Origin of the sequence: Sphingomonas radiodurans (assembly GCF_020866845.1) — a bacterium.
GTDB classification, from domain to species: Bacteria; Pseudomonadota; Alphaproteobacteria; order Sphingomonadales; family Sphingomonadaceae; genus Sphingomonas; species Sphingomonas radiodurans.
Genome location: NZ_CP086594.1, coordinates 2,843,669 through 2,861,888, shown reverse-complemented (window position 1 = coordinate 2,861,888; position 18,220 = coordinate 2,843,669). Strand labels below are relative to the sequence as shown.

The window sequence follows — 18,220 nt, the reverse complement described above, 5'->3', positions numbered from 1 at the left end:
TAGCTCGCAATGGCACATAAGAAAGCAGGCGGTTCGTCGCGCAACGGTCGTGATTCGGCCGGTCGTCGCTTGGGCGTGAAGAAGTTCGGCGGGCAAGCAGCCACCGCCGGCAACATCCTCGTGCGTCAACGCGGCACCAAATTCTATCCGGGCCGTAACGTCGGCATCGGCACCGATCACACGCTGTTCGCACTGATCGACGGCCGTGTCGTGTTCCACGATGGCAAGCTCGGCCGAAAGTTCTGTTCGGTCGATATGATTGCCGAGGCCGCGGAATAACGTCGGGTAACCAGCCGGGTTGCCCACCAGGGTGACCCGGAGCCTCCGCGAGGAGGCCAGCCAGCGACAAGGGAGCCGGGTCCGCCCAGGCTCCCTTTTTTCATGCTCCCTCAACAACGTCGTCGCCGGGCCGTCATCGCGGCTCGCTAACGGCGCGACTGGGAGGAGGGCGCATCATGTTCGCGCGGACGAAGAGATTGACGCTGCGGCCCGGTTGGCCGGAAGAGGCCGAAACGCTGACCGAGACGATCGCACACGAGGCGGTGGCGATGAAGCTCGCGCGCCTGCCCTGGCCCTATACCGTCGGTGATGCGGAGGCGTTCCTCGCCGTGCCGCGCGGGCCCACCGATGCGCGCTTCTTCATCATGGCGCACGAAGGCCGCCAGCCGCAGATGATCGGCGGGATCGGGCTCAACCTCATCGGGCGCGGCACCGCCGAACTCGGCTATTGGTTGACGCCGCGCGCATGGGGTCGCGGTTATGCCACCGAGGCGGGCCGCGCGGTGATCGACATGGCGCGCCATGCGCTGCCGCTGCGCCGGCTCGAGGCGAGCCATCACCTCGACAACCCCGCCTCGCGGCGCGTGCTGGAGAAGCTCGGCTTCCGCGAGGTGCGGCGCGAACCGCTCTTCTCGCTCGCGCGCGGCGGTGATGTCGACAGCGCCGTACTGGCGCTCGACCTGGAGGGCGACACCGACGCCCGATCGCCGCTAATGCCGATTGCTGCTTAGAGCCCTCTCCCCGCTTGCGGGGAGAGGGTGGCCGAGCGTAGCGAGGCCGGGAGAGGGGCAGTCAAGAACACAGCCCCTCTCCCCAACCCTCTCCCCTGAAAGGGGAGAGGGAGAAGAAGGTCGCACTCCATGTCCGTTACTCCCCTACGCCGCCGCCTCAGCCCCGAAGAATCACGCGCCGCCGCCATGGAAGCCGCGCGCGATCTGCTGGTCGAGATTGGCCCGCAGGCAGTGACGCTGAAGGCGGTCGGCGCGCGCGTCGGGCGCACCCACGCCAATCTGCTCCACCATTTCGGCTCTGCGGAGGGTCTTCAGAAAGCGCTCATCGCGCACATGGCGACGCGAATCGTCGGCACGATCAAGGAAGCCGTGATCCGATCGCGCGAGGCGGAGGATCCGGCCGAAGTCGTTGATTTGACGTTCGACGCGTTCGGCAAGAATGGCGCCGGCGCCCTGGCGAGCTGGATGATCCTGACCGGCAACGAGAATGCGCTCGACCCAATCCTCACCGCGATCCACGATCTGGTCGAGGATCTGGCGCAGGATCACGAGGCCGGCGGGCGCCCATTGCGCGAGGAGACGCTGCAACTCGTGCTGATGGCGCTCGGCGACGCACTCCTCGGCGCCCCGATGGCCAGAACACTCGGCCTGCCGGCAGACACCGCCCGCCAGCTTGCCCGGCGAATGCTGCTGGCGGACCGCGAGCGATAACGCCGCCGAGCCAGCCGCTCTGTCGCTTTAGCCGCGCTAAAGCGCTAAGCGGCTGCCATGCACTTCCTAGACCAAGCCAAGATCTTCGTCCGTTCGGGCGCCGGCGGCCCCGGCGCCGTCAGCTTCCGACGTGAAAAGTATATCGAATATGGCGGCCCCGATGGCGGCAACGGCGGCAAAGGCGGCGACATCATCTTCGAAGCCGTCGCTGGCCTCAACACGCTGATCGACTTCCGCTACACGCAGCATTTCCGCGCCGATCGCGGCCATGGCGGCTCGGGATCGAACCGCACCGGCGCTGGTGGCGAGGATCTCGTCATCAAGGTGCCCGTCGGCACACAAGTGCTCGCCGACGATGACGAGCGCACGCTGCTGCTCGATCTCACCGAAGTCGGCCAGCGCGAGATGTTCCTGCGCGGCGGCGACGGCGGTCGCGGCAATGCGAGCTACAAGACCTCGACCAACCGCGCGCCGCGCCAGCACGGCACAGGCTGGCCCAACGACGAGGCGTGGGTGTGGCTGCGGCTCAAGCTGCTCGCCGACGCCGGACTCGTCGGATTGCCCAACGCGGGCAAGTCGACCTTCATCAACGCCGTCACCAACGCGCAGGCCAAGGTCGGCGCCTATGCCTTCACCACGACGCGACCGCAGCTCGGCGTGGTGCGGCACAAGGCGAACGAATTCGTCGTCGCTGACATCCCCGGCCTGATCGAGGGCGCGGCGGACGGCGCCGGTATCGGTGATCGCTTCCTCGGCCATATCGAGCGCTGCCGCGTGCTGCTCCACTTGGTCGATGCCAACGACGCCGACGTCGCCGAAAGCTACCGCATCGTGCGCGACGAACTCGTCGCGTATGGCGCTGGGCTGGACGAGAAGCCTGTCGTGGTCGCGCTCAATAAGATTGACACGCTCGACGACGAACTGCTCGCCGCGCTGCTGGCCGAGCTCGAGGAAGCAAGCGGCGCCGAGGTGATTCCGATCTCCGCCGCGAGCGGCACCGGGCTCGATTGGGCACTTGATCATTTGCTTGAGGCGATCGGCCCGGATCACGCCAAGGTCGCCGCGGACGATACCGACGTTGAGCCGGTGGAGTGGTCGCCGGTCTGAAGCCCCCCACGGTCGCGCGCATCGCGCCTGTTGCAGCGCTGGTGGCGCTTGCCTTCGTCGCGCCGCGGCTTGCGTTGCTCGCGGCACTGCTCGCGTCGGTTTACTGGATTGCGCGGCGTGATGACGATGTCGGCACGTGGGGCGTGCTGTACGTCGTGCTGCTCCTGATCCTCGGCATCCTGACGTCGCTCGTTGCCGGTCTGGCATTCCTCCATCGTCTGCTCGGCGCCTGACCACCGCTTGGCAACCGAAGCGAGCGCCCCTACCCCGCGTCGATGCCCATCCGTTCGCTCTTTCCGACTCTCTTCTACGAAGACACCATCGCCGCCCCGGCCCTGATCACCGAGCTGGAAACCTCGGTGCGCACCCTCGCGCAGGACGACACTGCCGGCCGGCGCTGGTCGAAGGAGCATGGCTACCGCGGCTACACCTCCTACGCCTCGCTCGATGACCTGCCGCACCGCGACCCCGCCTTCGCCGACCTGAAGCGCCACCTCGATCGCCACGTCGCGCGCTTTGCCGAGGCGTGTGGGTTCGAACTCGGCGGACGGCGGCTCAAGCTCGACAGCCTGTGGGTCAATTTGCTCAAGCCCGGCGGCGCGCATTCGGGGCACATTCACCCGCACAGTGTCGTGTCCGGCACGATCTACGTCACTGTCCCACCTGGCTCGGGCGCGCTCCGGCTCGAAGATCCCCGTCTTGGCCTCCTGATGGCCGCCCCGCCCCGCGACGGCACGTTCGTCCATGCCGAGCCCGCACCGGGGGCGGTTTTCCTGTGGGAAAGCTGGCTGCGCCACGAAGTGATGCCGAGCACCGCAAAGGCCGATCGAATCAGCATCAGCTTCAACTATCGCTGGTAACCGCGGCAGGGATCACGAAACGCGCCGGGGTGGCGCGTCGCGTTCGCGCAGACTAAAGCCCGCGCCACACCAAGTTCCAAGGATCGATCATGGGTTTCCGCTGCGGCATCGTGGGCCTGCCCAACGTCGGCAAGTCCACCCTCTTCAACGCACTGACGCAGACCGCTGCGGCGCAGGCGGCGAATTACCCATTCTGCACGATCGAGCCCAACGTCGGCAACGTCGGCGTGCCCGATCCGCGGCTGGAGAAGCTTGCCGCGATCGCCAAGTCAGCCAAGATCATCGAGACTCAGCTCGCCTTCGTCGACATCGCTGGCCTCGTGCGCGGCGCGTCGAAGGGCGAGGGACTCGGCAACCAGTTCCTCGGCAATATCCGTGAGGTCGATGCGATCGTCCACGTGCTGCGCTGCTTCGAGGACGGTGACGTCACGCATGTCGAGGGCAAGGTCGATCCGATCGCCGACGCCGAAACGGTCGAAACCGAGCTGATGCTCTCCGATCTGGAAAGCCTGGAAAAGCGCGTGCCGAACCTGATCAAAAAGGGTCAGCAAGGCGACAAGGAAGCCAAGATCGGCGCCAGCGTGCTGGGCCAGGCGCTCGATCTGCTCCGCGAAGGCCATCCCGCCCGCCTGACCAAGCCCAAGGATGCTGAGGAAGAGCGCGTATTCTCCCAGGCGCAGCTAATCACCGCCAAGCCGGTGCTCTACGTCTGCAACGTCGACGAGGCCGATGCCGCCAACGGCAATGCACTATCCGCGCGCGTGTTCAAAAAGGCCGCCGCCGAGGGCGCCGAGGCGGTCGTCGTTTCCGCCGCGATCGAGGCTGAAATCGCGACCATGCCGGCCGAGGACCGCGGTGAATTCCTCGCCGAACTGGGTCTTGAGGAAACCGGCCTCGCCCGCGTCATCCGCGCCGGGTACAAGCTGCTGAACCTGCTCACCTTCTTCACCGTCGGTCCGAAGGAAGCGCGCGCCTGGACGGTCGCCGCAGGATCGAAGGCGCCGCAAGCCGCCGGCGAGATCCACACCGATTTCGAACGCGGCTTCATCCGCGCCGAAACGATCGCATTTGACGATTACATCACGTGCGCCGGCGAAACCGGCGCACGTGATGCTGGCAAGCTGCGACAGGAAGGCAAGGAATATGTCGTCCACGACGGCGACGTGATGCTGTTCCGCTTCAACGTCTGAAGCCACGCCGCCGCGCTCGTATTCAAGTCCGAGCGTCTAGGATTCGCATGATCCCCTCGCGCAGATCGACTTCGGGTCGCCACGCGAGCTCGCGCGCAGCGCGCTCGATCGCAAGCGTGCTGCGCGGCACGTCAACGCTGCGCGGCGGAAAATAGCTGCGCGAGATCGTCCGCCCGGTCAGCTCCTCGACCAGCGCGCAGACGCTATTGAGCGATATCTCGTGCCCGGATCCGATGTTGATCACGTCGTGCTCCGTGCGCGTGCGCGCCGCCGCCGCGATCGCCCGGCCTAGATCATCGATGTAGAGATAATCGCGCGTCACCTCGCCATCGCCCCAGATCGCCATCTCCTGCCCCCGCAGCGCACGATCGAGCGCGACGCTGACGAAGCCCAATCCGCGATCGGTGCGCTGCCCCGGCCCATAGGGGTTTGCCACCCGCAGCGACACGACCGAGATGCCGAGCCGTGTGGCGAGGAAGCGCAGCGCCACCTCGGTCTGCAGCTTGAGACACCCATAAGCGTTCACCGGTTCGGTCGCGCTGTCCTCGTGCGTCGGCACCGTCACCGCCGGGCCATAGACGGTGCCGCCGGACGACACGAACACCATCCGCGCCACACCCGCGCGATGCGCGCGCTCCGTCAGCGTGATTACCGGCGCGACCTGTTCGACATAGGATGCCGCGAAATCATCGGGAAGGAACGCCGGCAGCATCTCGCCCGTCGCGAAGACGAGCGCCTCCGCGCCGGCAAGATGCTCCGCCATCGCGGTGTCCCGGTAATCGATCGCCACCCGGATGACGCCAGCGATCGGTATGGTCGGCGCGCGCGTGATCTGGCGCACGTCCCAGCCATCCCCAGCCAGCGCGGTTGCGGCAGCGCTGCCGATGAAACCACCACCAACGACGATCGCGCGCCTCGCTCCCGTCGTACTCATTGCTTCGCCGCGATCGCCCGATCGTACAGGTCGCGATAGCAAACCGTGCTGAACAGCGGCGAAGGGTCGAGCCGCGCCTCGGCCGCTTCAGCCTGCCCTGGATCGAGATCGATCGCGACCGTCTCGAACGCTGCGCCGCCACCACGCCCGAAGCGGCGATCACCCTGAACGTACCGGCACTGGGCGCCCAGCTAGACAACATCTACCGCCCGATCTCCGCTCGCACCGCACTTGAGCTCGCCGGCCCGGTGCTAACACTGAACCTGCCCGCTGGCGGACCGGAAATCAGCCTCGACGGTCCGCGCGTCTCCGCCGTCATCCCGAACTACAATTACGCCCAGTACCTCCCGGAACGCATTGGCTCGCTGCTAGCGCAGGACACGCCGCTCGAACTCGTCCTGCTCGACGACGCCTCGACCGACACATCGATCGACGTCGCGCTCGCGACAGCACGCGCCGCCGGCCGCGAGCTTCAGATCGTCACCAGCCCACGCAACTCGGGCAGCGTCCTGGCGCAATGGCGCCGCGCGACGATGCTCGCGCGCGGCCGTTACCTCCTGATCGCCGAGGCTGACGACGTCGCCGAGCCGGCGCTCGTCGCGACACTCGCCGCAAAGCTCGACGCGCACCCCGACATGGCCTTCGCGTTCAGCGATTCAGCCGAGATCGACGCCGAAGGCGCCATCGCCCGTCCCGACTACAAGGCCTATTACGCCGCACTCGGCGACCGCGCGCTCGAGCGCGAGCAAGTGATGCCCGCGGACAAGTTCCTGCTGCGCTTCCTCCTCCCCCGAAATCTGGTGGTGAACGTCAGCGCGGTGCTCTGGCGCACCGCGGCGCTGCGTGCGGCCTTCGAGCGGCTCGGCGCCGCGATCGACGATTTCCGCGCCGCCGGCGACTGGCGCGTCTACATCGAGGCGTGCCGAGCTGGCGGCAGTGTCGGCTACGTCCCCGCCCCGCTAAACCGCTTCCGCCGCCACCCCGGCAGCGTCATCGGTCGCTACACCCGTGAACAGCATATCGCCGAGGTCGAGGCGATCCACGCCCTGCTCCTGTCGCTCTGCGGCGGCGAGCCGAGCGTCGACGAGCGGCTCGCCCACCACCGCGCTGCGCTTCGCCACTTATGGTCGCTCCCACCGATCATGGACGATCCTGGCGGAACGCCGTAGGCCGGCGGGGATGCACACGCCGATCATCGTACCGCGCGATCTCGAGCGCGTCCTCGAATTCGATGTCCCCGAGCCGCTGATGGCCCGGATCGCCGCGACCACAGGCCCGTGCGGCCTCGCCATCGCCTATCTCGCTGGCAACGCGATCGTCTCGGCGGCGATGCACGATTATCCCCCGGGCACAGCCCGCCCCGGCCGCCTGCGCAAGCGCCTCCCGCCGCCACCGCCCGGTCTCCACGGCGTGCGGCTCGCGTTCGTGTGCGACGATGTCATGCCAGTCGAGGCCGACCGGCTGGATCTCCCCGCGCTCGCCCCCGATATCGCCGATTTCGCACGCGGCACTCTCACCGTCGGCGATCTACCCGACGAATTCGCCCCCGGTTCGACGATCCACCTGCCACTCACGCTTACCAATGAGTCGGCGTTCGCGTGGGAGCCGGGCATCACCGGCGTCGCGCTTCGGCTCGACTATGATGGCGAAGTCCGCACGCTGCCGCTTCCCTGCACCGTACCGCCCGGCGAGGCGCGCCCGATCGCGATCACCATCCACGCCCCCGCCGAGCCCGGCACGCGCAGCCTCGTCTGCACCCCGATCCTCGCCCCCGCGCTGCCGTTCATCCGCGGCCGGACCTTCCGCCCGCTCCGCCTCACGCTCACCATCGCCGCCCCCAAGCCCGCCGCCGCTGACCAGCCGAGCTGCCGCCTCGACCTCGCCTCCCCGCCCGGCGCATTGCTCGCGGGCGAGGCAGCGATCCTGGCACTCACGCTCACCAACACCGGCACGACGCGGATCGAGGCGAGCGGCCCCGGCTGCCTCCGCCTGCGCCCACGCTGGCGCCGCGAGCCGCGCGACGGCGGCCCGATCCGCGATCCTGCAACCACGCTGCTGCCCTATCCGCTCGAGCCCGGCGCCGGCTGCATCGTCGCGCTCGACGTCACCGGCCCGCCGCTCGGCGGCCGCTACAAGGTCGACGTGCTGGCCGAGCGCGTCGGCTACCACAGCCGGCTCGACGATGATCATGCCGTCAGTCCGCCGGCGATGATCGAGGTCGCGCACCCCGACGAGATCGACAATGCGCTCGAACACACGCTGCGCCGCGACGCACTCGCCTCCGGCCAGGCAGCCGACCGGCTGGCGTATTGCGACTGGGCCGCGCGCTGCGACACGCTCGACCCTGCCGGCTGGGCCGCGCTCGCGGGGCTCTCCCACTGGCCGACGCATCCGCTGATCGCGATCGAACTCGTCGGCGACCGGATCGAAGAAGCCACCGCCTTCCTCGAACGCCAGCCCTATCCGGCATGGCGGCTCGTCACCGCCGAGGAGGACGCGCCCGACGCCGACCTCATCCTGCGCTGGAACCCATCGGAGGGCCGCCTCGCCGACCACGCCCTGCTGTTCTTCGCCGGCGAACTGGTCCGCAATCCGCAGCTCGCCGCCATCACCGCCGACTTCGATCACCTCAACGCCGACGGCCAGCGCCACGACCGCGTCTTCTTGCCCCCGCCCGACCCCTTCTTCGCCCGCGCGCAGCCGCAGACGGCGACGATCAGCGCGTCGAAGCCCGAATATCTGACTGCGGCGTCCCAACCTCAGCTCCACCCCGGCGAAGGCCGGGGCCCAGTCACGACCGGCCCGCTGCTGGGCCCCGGCCTTCGCCGGGGTGCAATGCATCCCTGGCCGGCCGCGGTAGCCCACATCCCCCAAGTCCTCTTCCACCGCTACGACACCACCGCCCTACCTCACCTCAACCCCGCCGATGCTCCACCCGCGCCCCCCGGCTGGCGGCTGACCAAGATGCACGACGTGCCCGGCTACGCCGCCCGGCCGATCCTCCCCAGCCCCGCCCCCCGCGTCGCGCTGATTATCCCCACGCGCGACCGGCGCGACTTGCTCGCGACCTTCATCAGCACGATCCTCGAACGCACGGTTTACCCAAGCTACGAGTTGATCGTCATCGACAACGGCTCCACCGATCCCGACACGCTCGATTATCTCTCGTGGCTGGAACGACAGAGCATCGCCCGCGTGCTGCGCGACGACGGCCCGTTCAACTGGTCGCGCCTCAACAACCGAGCCGCCGCGCTTACCGACGCCGACATCTTCTGCTTCCTCAACAACGACATGGAAGTCACCCACGAAGGCTGGCTCACCGAACTCGCCGCGCTCGCCGCATTGCCCGAAGTAGGCGTAGTAGGCGCAACCCTCTGGTTCCCCGACGGCACGATCCAACATGCCGGCGTCGCGTTCACCGCGCAGGGCGGGCCGATGCACCCGTTCCGCAGCGCCCCCCGTGGCACCGCCCCCTTCTACCTGCGCACGCTCCGCACCCAACCTGCAGTGACCGGCGCCTGTCTCGCCGTGCGCCGCGAGATCTTCCACCGCCTCGGCGGCTTTGACGAGCTGTTTCCGCTCGGCTTCAACGATATCGATTTCTGCATGCGCGTCCGCGAAATGCTGGGCCTGCCGTCGGTTTGCACCCCCGCCGCCGAGCTACTCCACAAGGAAAGCGCCTCGCGCGGTCGGCTGCGGAACGATGCCGACCGCGCTCGCTCGATACGCGAACTCGCCTGGTTCCAGGGGCGCCATCTCGAAACCGCACTCGCCGATCGCTGGACCGACACGGTGGCGCACGCAGCGCCACCCACGGCGTCGCTGGCCGCAATCGCACGATATCCAAAAGGCGCTCGATCGGCAGTGCGGCGCTATAACCGCCTGAGCGAACGCCCGGTCGCCTTCATCCACATTCCGCGCACGGCCGGCACCGCCTGCCGCGAGGCGCTCGATCGCAGCCTGCCCGACGGCGCGGTGCTCAGCCTCGGCGCACGCGCGGTGGTCGAGGGACACGCCGGCAACCCCGCCACCGCCGCCCGCCTCGCCCCGCTGTTGCGCGAGACGGAAGTGCTCGTCTCGCACATCAGCCACGGCTTCGGCGCGGCGATCGGCTGGGACTGCCGCTACGCGACCATCCTGCGCGATCCACGTGCCCGCGTTCGCTCGCACCACGGCTTTCTCGTCGCCCCGCCCAACGCGCCGCTCCAGGGCACGCCGCTCGCCGATTGGCCGCTCGCTGCGCTGCTGCGCAAGGGCGTCATCCCCGGCAACCTGATGCTCGCCAAGATCCTCGGCGAACCGCCGGAACCGGTGCGCTGGCCGCAGATTGATGGCCGCTTCCCGCGCTACGCCGGCTTCGGCCTCCCCGCCGCGCTCTGGACCGGCGACATGGACGCTTTAACCACGCTGCCCGATCTCGCCCCCGACCACGACGAGGAAAAAGTCGCCCGCGCGCTTGCTATCATCGAGCGCGACTTCCTGTTTGTCGGCCTGCAGGAGCGGCTCGGCGAGCATCTCGCGCACCTCGCCGCCGCGCTCGACATCCCCGCGATCGGCGAAATCCCCCGCGTCAACGTCTCCCGCGACACCACCGAACTGTCCCCCGCCGACGAGGAAGCAATCACCGCCTACAACGCGCTCGACCGCCTGCTCTACGACGCCATCGCCGCCCGCCCCGGCGGGCTGTTCATCCGCGACTAGAGCGTAGAAGCATACCCGCGAACGACGGAAAGTGGGTGGAAAGCGGACGCGATTGCCCCAACACATTTCTGCTCACTCTGGCGGTCTTGTAAACGGACGAAGAAGTCGGTTCGCCAAAAGTCCACAGGCGCCGCCACCGATTATCGCAATGACGCAGAAGGACGCTTCTTCAAGCGATGGCCATTCGTCCGACGCGACAAAGATGATCAATAACGTAGCTGCGACCGCTGCGAAGACAAACCAGACCGGCTTAGCCTGGGGGCTGCGGCTGATCAGACCCAGGACTGCACTATAAAGAAATAACTTTAGGAGAGCCACAACCCACGATCGTCGATTGTGCCGAAGTCCGCAAGTGGGCGTTAGCAGCCGCTCGCCCTCACACCGCCACAACCCAAATCCTCACACCCGCCCCGCCCGCATCCGCTTGCGCAAGCCGCCCGGCATCCAGCGCGACGCGAACGCAAGCCGCCGCGCGGTCTTCCCCACGAGCGTATGCACGCGGTCGCCATGCACCGCGGCCCATGCCGCTTCGGCCACCACTTCGACCGGCGTCAGCTCCAGCCCGGCTTCGATCACCGTTTCGCGTACGTTGCGGTTCGATCCGCTGACATTCGCCTTTAGCAGCGGCGTATCGATGAAGCCGGGCATCAGGCTGCGCACGCGGATGCCCTCCGCCGCCCATTCCGCATCGAGCGCCTCGGTCAGCCCGCGCACGCCGAACTTGGTCGCCGAATACACCGCCGCCCCCGGCGTGCCGTAGATCCCCGCCGCCGATGCGGTGTTGAGCAGGCACGATCCCGGCGTCGCGGCGAGATACGGATAGGCCAGCCGCGCGCCGTACACGACGCCCTTCAAATTCACGTCGATCCCGCGATCGAGCACGTCGAGCGACTCCGCCCCGAACGCGCCGCCGACCGCCACCCCGGCATTGTTGAACAGCACGTCGAGCCGCCCGCCGCTCGCCGCGGCGAACTGCGCGAGCACTTCCTCCCAATCCTCCGGCGCACGCACGTCCATCACGTGGCTCGTCGTCCGCTCGGTCGGCAGCATTGCCGCGGTATCGACCAGCCCGGCCGCGTCGAGATCGGCGAGCCCCACGCGCCAGCCGCGCTGCGAGAACAATTGCGCCACCGCACGCCCGATGCCCGAGCCCCCCCCGGTGATCAGGATCGCCTTCATTCTCGTGTTCCCCGTGTTTGACCTTGCCCGCCGCATCCCGCATCCTCGTGCACGATGCCAGCGGAATCGCCCGGTCCCTCGGTCGCCTTCCACGGCGTCACCAAGCGTTTCGGCGATGGTCCGGCGGCGGTTGACGATGTGTCGCTGGAAATCGCCGGCGGCAGCTTCGTCGCACTCGTCGGCACCTCGGGATCGGGCAAGTCGACACTGCTCAAGACGATCAACCGCCTCGTCGAGCCCACCGCCGGCCACGTCACGATCGACTGCACCGACGTCACCGCGCAGCCGCTCCCGAAGCTGCGACGCGGCATCGGTTACGTTTTCCAGAACGTCGGCCTCTTCCCGCACCTCACCGTCGCCGAGAACATCGCGCTTCCGTTGCGCATCGCCGGCGGAAAGCCCCGCGAGCGTGTCGCCGAGATGCTCGATCTCGTCGAACTTCCCCGCGATCTCGCCACCCGCCTCCCCGCCGAACTCTCCGGCGGCCAGCGCCAGCGCATCGGCGTCGCCCGCGCCCTCGCCGCCGGGCCCAAGCTCATGCTGATGGACGAACCGTTCGGCGCGCTCGATCCCGTCACCCGCGCGTCCCTCGGTGAGGCGGTCCACGCGCTCCACGATCGCCTCGGCCTCACCACGATCATGGTCACGCACGACATGGCCGAGGCGCTGCTGCTGGCGGACCGCGTGCTGGTAATGCAGCACGGCCGCATCGTCGCCGACGAAACGCCAGCCAGCCTGCTGGCGGGCAACGGCGGCGATGCGGCGCAAGCACTCGTCGCCATCCCGCGTACGCAGGCCGAGCGTCTCGCGGCACTCGCGCGATGAGCGACGCCTGGGCGCGCGTCCCCGAACTCGCCGCGCAACACCTCCTGCTCGCGATGGCCGCGCTCGCGCTCGGCATCGCGATCGCCGTGCCGCTCGGATTCTGGTCCGCCCACCGCCCCATCGCCGCGCGCGTCGCACTCGGCTTCGCCAGTCTCGTCCAGACGATCCCCAGCCTCGCCCTCCTCGCGCTCTTCTACCCGGTGTTGCTGTGGATCGGCGGCGTGCCCGCGCTCGGCTTCCTGCCCTCGCTGCTCGCGCTGACGCTTTACGCGCTGCTCCCGATCCTCCGAAACGTCGTCACCGGGCTGCAGGGCCTCGACCCCGCGGTGATCGAGGCCGCCGACGGCATCGGCATGACGGGCTGGCAGAAGCGCCGCCTCGTCGAAGCCCCGCTTGTCCTCCCCGTCGTCACCGCCGGCATCCGCACCGCCGCCGTATGGACCATCGGCGCTGCGACGCTCTCCACCACCGTCGGCCAGCCGAGCCTCGGCGACCTGATCTTCGCCGGCCTCCAGACGCAATCCTGGCCGCTCGTGCTCGCCGGCTGCATCGCCGCCGCCGCACTCGCGCTGTCGGTCGATGCCTTGCTCGGCCTCACCGAGTACGGCCTCGCCACCCGCCGCGGTTGGCTCGCCGCTACAGCGCTCGGCATCCTCGCCGCCGCCACGCTTGCGGCTTCCGCCCCGCTATGGCGCGGCACGAACGACCGCACGGTCGTGGTCGGCGCGAAGAACTTCTCCGAGCAATATATCCTGGCGCGCCTGATCGGCGACCGGCTGCGCGCCGCCGGCTACGAGGTCGACTATCGCGACGGGCTCGGCTCGGCGGTCGCGTTCGGCGCGGTTGCCGACGGCACGATCGACGTCTACGTCGACTATGCCGGTACGATCTGGACCGGCCCGATGAAGCGCACCGACGTACCCCCGCGCGCCGCGCAGGTCCGCGCCATCGCCGACTGGACGAAGCGCACCCACGACGTCACGCTCGTCGGGGCGCTCGGCTTCGAGAACGCCTATGCCTTCGCGATGCGCGCGGACGACGCCCGTCGAAAAAACATCACCTCGCTCGCCGACCTCGTCGCCCGCGCGCCCGGCCTGACGCTGGGATCGGACCTCGAATTCCTCGACCGCCCCGAATGGGCCGCGGTCAAGCGCGCCTACCCGCTCCGCTTCCGCGCCACGACGCCCTACAGCCCGACCTTCATATACCGCGCGCTGGCCAGCGGCCGCGCTGACGTGATCAGCGCCTTCTCCTCCGACGGCCGCATCGCCGCCGACAAGCTCACCGTGCTGACCGACCCCAAACGCGCCATCCCCGGCTACGACGCGATCCTCCTAGTCGCCCCCCGCCGCGCCACCGACGCCCGCTTCCTCGAAGCGCTCCGTCCGCTGGTCGGCCGGATCGGTGTCGGCCCGATGCGCGAGGCGAATTACAGGGTCGACCGCGACACCGACAAATCCACCCCCGAAGCAGCCGCGACTTGGCTCGCGAAGCGGATCTCCCAGCCAGCTCCGTGATCGCATCCCGCAACGATACTATACGAAAAGTACGCGCCCGTAATAAAAGGAACGCGGGGTACATCGCATGACGGGAACCACACACGCATCGAGCCGGGCAGACACGGCCCCCGCGCGTGCCGATCACGAGACCTTCCTGCGCGCCGTCTCCGATGCGATTCGCGACCAGACTGATCCCGCGCCGATCCTCGCCACCGTCGCCGATCGGCTCAAAGCGCATCTCGGCGTCGCCCGCGTGCTGTACAGCGAGATCGACACGTCCCCCGAGGGCCGGGTCTTCACCGTCCACCGCGACAAGCCCGATGCGCTGCCCAACGTCGTCGGCGCGCATCGCTTCCCGCCGGCCTTCGACGATCTGTTCGCCGCCTGCGCCCGCGGCGAGACCATCGCCAGCGACGATCTCGCGCAGCTCGGCGGCGTCATCAATGCCGGCGTGCGCGATTTCCTCGGGGCGATCGGCGTCCGCTCCGGCCTCACCATACCGCTGGTGAAGGCCGGGCAGCTCGATGGCGTGCTGATCCTCCAGCACGGCGCCCCGCGCCACTGGGCGGCGGACGAGATCGCGCTGGCAGAGGCAGTCGCCGAACGCACCTGGGCGACGCTCACCCGCGCCCGCGCCGAGCAGGCGTTGCGCGAGCGCGAGCGCGACCAGGCGTTCCTCGTCAACTGGTCCGATACGGTGCGCCGGCTCGGCGCGCCCGACGATATCATGCTCGCGACGATGGAGCGGCTCGGCCGCCATCTCGGGGCCACGCGCGTAACCTATGCCGAGGCGGATTATGCCGAACGTGTCTTCGCCACCCGCTGGGACTGGTGCGACGGCTGCCCCAGCCTGATCGGCACGCGCGTGTCGCTCGATGCCGTCGGCGCGGAGGTTGAACGCGAATGGCTCGCCGGCGAGGTCGTGCGCTACGACGATGTCGCGACCGATCCGCGCACCGCGCCGCGTGACCTGCCGGTCTATGCCGACCGCGAGATCGCCGCCTTCGTCAGTACACCGCTGATCCGCGACGGCCGAGTCGCCGCGATCCTCTCGGTCCAGTGCCGCACGGTGCGCCGCTGGAAGGAACGCGAGATTGAGCTGATCCGCGACATGGGCGATCGCACCTGGAACGCGCTCGAACGCGCCCGCGCCGAAGCCTCGCTGCTCGATCGCGAACGCAATCAAGCGTTCCTCGTCGAGTGGAGCGATCGGCTGCGCCAGCTCACCACCGCGGACCAGGTGACGGCGGAAACGCTCGAGCGCCTTACCCGCCATCTCGGCGCGACCCGCACGACCTATTCGGTCAACACCGACGCAACGGGCGAGTTCGTCGTCGTCGCCGATTGGTGCGATGGCGTGAACAGCGTCGTCGGCCGCCGCTTCTCGGTCGCGCAAGTGTCCCAGGCAATCGTCGATCAATGGGAGGCGGGCCGAATCGTCCGCTACGACGATATCGTCGGCGATCCGCGCGTGCTGCCCGGGCGCGAGAGCTATTACGCCGAAATCGAAGTCCGCGCCTTCGTCACCGTTCCGTTGATCGTGGAAGGCGGGATGCGCGCGTCGCTGTCGGTCCAGTCGGTTTACGCCCGCGAATGGCGCGAGGCCGAGATCCAGCTGATCCGCGACGTCTCCGAACGGCTGTGGATTGCACTAGACCGCGCCCGCGCGCTCGCCGAGCTGCGCCAGCGCGAGCGCGATCAGGCCTTCCTGATCGGCTGGAGCGACCTCGTACGCGACGAGAGCCGCGCGCACGCGATCCTACAGCTGACACTCGATCGCGTCGGCCGCTATCTCGGCGTCACGCGCGCCAGTTATGCCGAAAGCGACGACGACGGCAGCACCATCCATGTCGTACGCGATTGGACGCGCGACGACCGCCCGTCGCTGCTCGGCGCGCGCATTTCCTGGTCGGCGCTCGGCGCGGCGCTGGTTGAATATCACCTGTCAGGCGCGCCGGTGGTGGTCGACGACGTCGCACATGACGATCGGTTCGACGCGCGCAACCGCCGGTTCTTCGCCCGGATCGGTGTCGTCGCGATGATCAGCGTGCCGTTGATCCGCGACGGGCGGATCGTCGGAATCCTCTCGCTCCAGCAGGCCGAGCCGCGCACGTGGCGCGCCGGCGAGATCCGCCTGCTGCGCGAGATCGCCGATCGCACCTGGGCGACGCTTGACCGCGCCCATGCCGAGGAAGCGCTCGCCCGCAGCCGCGAGGCGCTGTACCAAACCGAGAAGCTCTCCGCGCTCGGTTCGCTGCTCGCCGGCGTCAGCCACGAACTCAACAATCCGCTGTCGATCGTCGTCGCGCAGGCGGTGATGATGGAGCGTCAGGCCGCCGGTGGCGACTTGGCCGAGCGTGCGTTCAAGATCCGCAAGGCCGCCGATCGCTGTGCGCGCATCGTCCAGACCTTCCTCGCCATGGCCCGCGCCAAACAACCCGAGCGGCGCGCGGTGTCACTCAATCAGGTCGCCGTCGCCGCGCTCGAACTCGCCGGCTATGGCCTCAAGACGGAAGGCATTCGCGTCGAGCGTGCGTTCGACCCGGCGCTGCCGCAGATCTCCGCCGACACCGATCAGCTCCACCAGATCATCATCAATCTGCTCATCAACGCGCAGCACGCACTCGCTGGCCAGCCTGACCCGCGCATCGTCAGAATCACCACCGCCCTCGGCCCAGAGCCGATGACGGTGGTGATCGATATCGCCGATAACGGCCACGGCGTGCCCGAGGAGGCACGACGGCGCATCTTCGAGCCCTTCTTCACCACCAAGGCACAAGGCGAGGGCACCGGCGTCGGCCTGTCCTTTTCGCAAGGTCTTGCCGAGGCGCACGGTGGCCGGCTGACATTGCTCCCGACGAAGCGCGGCGCGACCTTCCGGCTCACCCTGCCGGTCGATCCGCAGCAGACGCTCCGCCGCATCGAGCCCGCAGTTCCCCAGCCGATCGAGCGACCGCAGCGACGCGCGCTGGTCATCGACGAAGAGCACGAGATCGCCGAATCGCTTGCCGATTTCCTCGCGCTGGAAGGCTATACCTGCGAGATCGCAGTCGGTGGCCTCGCCGCCCGCGTGCGGCTCACCCGCGGCGATTATGACCTTATCGTCAGCGACGTGCTCATGGCCGATCTCGAAGGACCCGCGCTGTATGATTTCGTCTGCAGCGAGCGGCCCGATCTCGCCCCGCGCATGGCCTTCTCCACCGGCGACACGCTCGGCGCCGCCGCCACACGTTTCATCGCGAAGGTCCAGCGCCCGGTGCTCGAAAAGCCGTTCGTCCCCGAGGCGGTTCGCCGCTTCCTCGCGCAAATGGAGCAGGCATGAGCGCTACCGTTCCCCATATCGTCCTCGTTGACGACGAGGAGGATCTGCGTGAGCCGACCGCCGCCTATCTCTCCGATCAAGGGCTCGACGTGTCGGAGGCCGATGGCGGCCGCGCGCTCGACGCGGTCCTCGCGACGCGGCCAGCCGATCTGGTCGTGCTCGACGTGAATATGCCCGAGGAGGACGGCTTCTCGATCGCGCGGCGGTTGCGCGCGACCGGCAGCCCGATCGGCATCATCATGCTGACCGCGCGTCGAGACGTGATCGATCGCATCGCCGGGCTGGAGCTCGGCGCCGATGATTATGTGATGAAGCCGTTTGAGCCGGGCGAACTGCTGGCGCGCATCCGCACCGTCCTGCGCCGCACGGCCGCCGCGTCGCTTCCTGTGGAGTCGAAGGAGCATACGACACCGGCGCCAACCGGCGGCTACCAAAGCGAATTCTGGATCCCCACCGGGCGCGGCCAGGTACGCGTCGCGGTCGAGACGATCGAGTGGATCGAGGCGGCGAAGGATTACGCGCTGTTCCACACCGCCGATCGCAGCCACATGGTCCGCGCCACGATGGCCGCGCTAGAGGCCGCGCTGGACCCCGCCCACCTGATCCGCGTCCACCGCTCCGCCTTCGTCCAGCTGAACGCAGTGCAGGCGATCAACCAGATCGGCCGCCACACCACCTTGCTGCTGAAATCCGGCGCCACCGTCAAGGTCGGCCCGCAGCACGTGAACGCAGTGCGCCAGCGCTTGCGGCGCTGATCACATCACGATGAGATCTAATCCCGTTCGTGCCGAGTAGGGACCGAGTAGGCCGCAGGCCGTACCGAGGGCCCGTATCGAGGCACAATTACCTGCCCTTCGCGACAAGCTCAGCCGCTCCTCAGGA

15 protein-coding genes are annotated in these 18,220 nt (G+C 68.5%); 13 read left to right on the top strand and 2 right to left on the bottom strand.

From position 1 onward, the window contains the following. The first annotated feature begins 9 nt into the window (after positions 1 to 9). The 7 genes from rpmA to ychF all read left to right on the top strand — a co-directional run bounded on the left by rpmA (position 10) and on the right by ychF (position 4,878). On the top strand, positions 10 to 279 hold the full coding sequence (gene rpmA, locus LLW23_RS13375) for a 50S ribosomal protein L27 (RefSeq protein ID WP_228946002.1): 270 nt from the start codon (positions 10 to 12) through the stop codon (positions 277 to 279). Positions 280 to 455: 176 nt separating this feature from the next. Next, positions 456 to 1,010: a GNAT family N-acetyltransferase gene (locus LLW23_RS13370; RefSeq protein ID WP_228946001.1), complete on the top strand. Its 555-nt coding sequence runs from the start codon at positions 456 to 458 to the stop codon at positions 1,008 to 1,010. Positions 1,011 to 1,139: 129 nt separating this feature from the next. Beyond that, positions 1,140 to 1,721 carry a TetR/AcrR family transcriptional regulator gene (locus LLW23_RS13365; protein ID WP_228946000.1) on the top strand — a complete coding sequence of 194 codons (582 nt, stop codon included), beginning with the start codon at positions 1,140 to 1,142 and terminating at the stop codon, positions 1,719 to 1,721. A gap of 57 nt (positions 1,722 to 1,778) precedes the next feature. After that, positions 1,779 to 2,828 carry a GTPase ObgE gene (gene obgE, locus LLW23_RS13360; RefSeq protein ID WP_228945999.1) on the top strand — a complete coding sequence of 350 codons (1,050 nt, stop codon included), beginning with the start codon at positions 1,779 to 1,781 and terminating at the stop codon, positions 2,826 to 2,828. After that, a complete protein-coding gene (locus LLW23_RS13355) occupies positions 2,813 to 3,061 on the top strand; it encodes a hypothetical protein (RefSeq protein WP_228945998.1) in 249 nt (82 codons plus the stop codon). Before obgE ends, LLW23_RS13355 begins: the two co-directional genes overlap by 16 nt. A 42-nt stretch (positions 3,062 to 3,103) precedes the next feature. Further along, on the top strand, positions 3,104 to 3,688 hold the full coding sequence (locus tag LLW23_RS13350) for a TIGR02466 family protein (protein ID WP_228945997.1): 585 nt from the start codon (positions 3,104 to 3,106) through the stop codon (positions 3,686 to 3,688). An 89-nt stretch (positions 3,689 to 3,777) separates the two neighbouring features. Beyond that, positions 3,778 to 4,878, top strand: a complete 1,101-nt coding sequence (gene ychF, locus LLW23_RS13345) for a redox-regulated ATPase YchF (protein WP_228945996.1) — start codon at positions 3,778 to 3,780, stop codon at positions 4,876 to 4,878. A 22-nt stretch (positions 4,879 to 4,900) separates the two neighbouring features. Here the strand turns inward: ychF and LLW23_RS13340 are convergent, their stop codons facing one another. Next, the gene (locus tag LLW23_RS13340; RefSeq protein ID WP_228945995.1) at positions 4,901 to 5,812 is read right to left on the bottom strand and encodes an NAD-dependent epimerase/dehydratase family protein; all 912 of its coding nucleotides are present in this window, start codon (positions 5,810 to 5,812) and stop codon (positions 4,901 to 4,903) included. Here LLW23_RS13340 and LLW23_RS13335 point away from each other — a divergent pair. Together LLW23_RS13335 and LLW23_RS13330 are read left to right on the top strand one after the other, a co-directional pair. After that, entirely contained in the window at positions 5,812 to 6,981 is a 1,170-nt protein-coding gene (locus LLW23_RS13335) for a glycosyltransferase family 2 protein (RefSeq protein ID WP_228945994.1), read from the top strand. The genes LLW23_RS13340 and LLW23_RS13335 overlap by 1 nt on opposite strands. A gap of 10 nt (positions 6,982 to 6,991) precedes the next feature. Further along, on the top strand, positions 6,992 to 10,513 hold the full coding sequence (locus LLW23_RS13330; protein ID WP_228945993.1) for a glycosyltransferase family 2 protein: 3,522 nt from the start codon (positions 6,992 to 6,994) through the stop codon (positions 10,511 to 10,513). A gap of 399 nt (positions 10,514 to 10,912) precedes the next feature. Here the strand turns inward: LLW23_RS13330 and LLW23_RS13325 are convergent, their stop codons facing one another. Continuing rightward, the gene (locus LLW23_RS13325) at positions 10,913 to 11,692 is read right to left on the bottom strand and encodes an SDR family oxidoreductase (protein WP_228945992.1); all 780 of its coding nucleotides are present in this window, start codon (positions 11,690 to 11,692) and stop codon (positions 10,913 to 10,915) included. A gap of 54 nt (positions 11,693 to 11,746) precedes the next feature. Between LLW23_RS13325 and LLW23_RS13320 the strand changes: the two genes are divergently transcribed. The 4 genes from LLW23_RS13320 to LLW23_RS13305 all read left to right on the top strand — a co-directional run bounded on the left by LLW23_RS13320 (position 11,747) and on the right by LLW23_RS13305 (position 18,093). Next, on the top strand, positions 11,747 to 12,517 hold the full coding sequence (locus LLW23_RS13320) for an ATP-binding cassette domain-containing protein (RefSeq protein ID WP_228945991.1): 771 nt from the start codon (positions 11,747 to 11,749) through the stop codon (positions 12,515 to 12,517). Beyond that, positions 12,514 to 14,034 (top strand): ABC transporter permease/substrate-binding protein, encoded by a 1,521-nt coding sequence (locus tag LLW23_RS13315; protein ID WP_228945990.1) that lies wholly within the window; start codon positions 12,514 to 12,516, stop codon positions 14,032 to 14,034. Before LLW23_RS13320 ends, LLW23_RS13315 begins: the two co-directional genes overlap by 4 nt. Positions 14,035 to 14,101: 67 nt before the next feature. After that, positions 14,102 to 17,338, top strand: a complete 3,237-nt coding sequence (locus tag LLW23_RS13310; protein WP_228945989.1) for a GAF domain-containing protein — start codon at positions 14,102 to 14,104, stop codon at positions 17,336 to 17,338. Then, positions 17,335 to 18,093: a LytR/AlgR family response regulator transcription factor gene (locus tag LLW23_RS13305; protein WP_228945988.1), complete on the top strand. Its 759-nt coding sequence runs from the start codon at positions 17,335 to 17,337 to the stop codon at positions 18,091 to 18,093. Before LLW23_RS13310 ends, LLW23_RS13305 begins: the two co-directional genes overlap by 4 nt. The last annotated feature ends 127 nt before the right edge of the window (positions 18,094 to 18,220 follow it).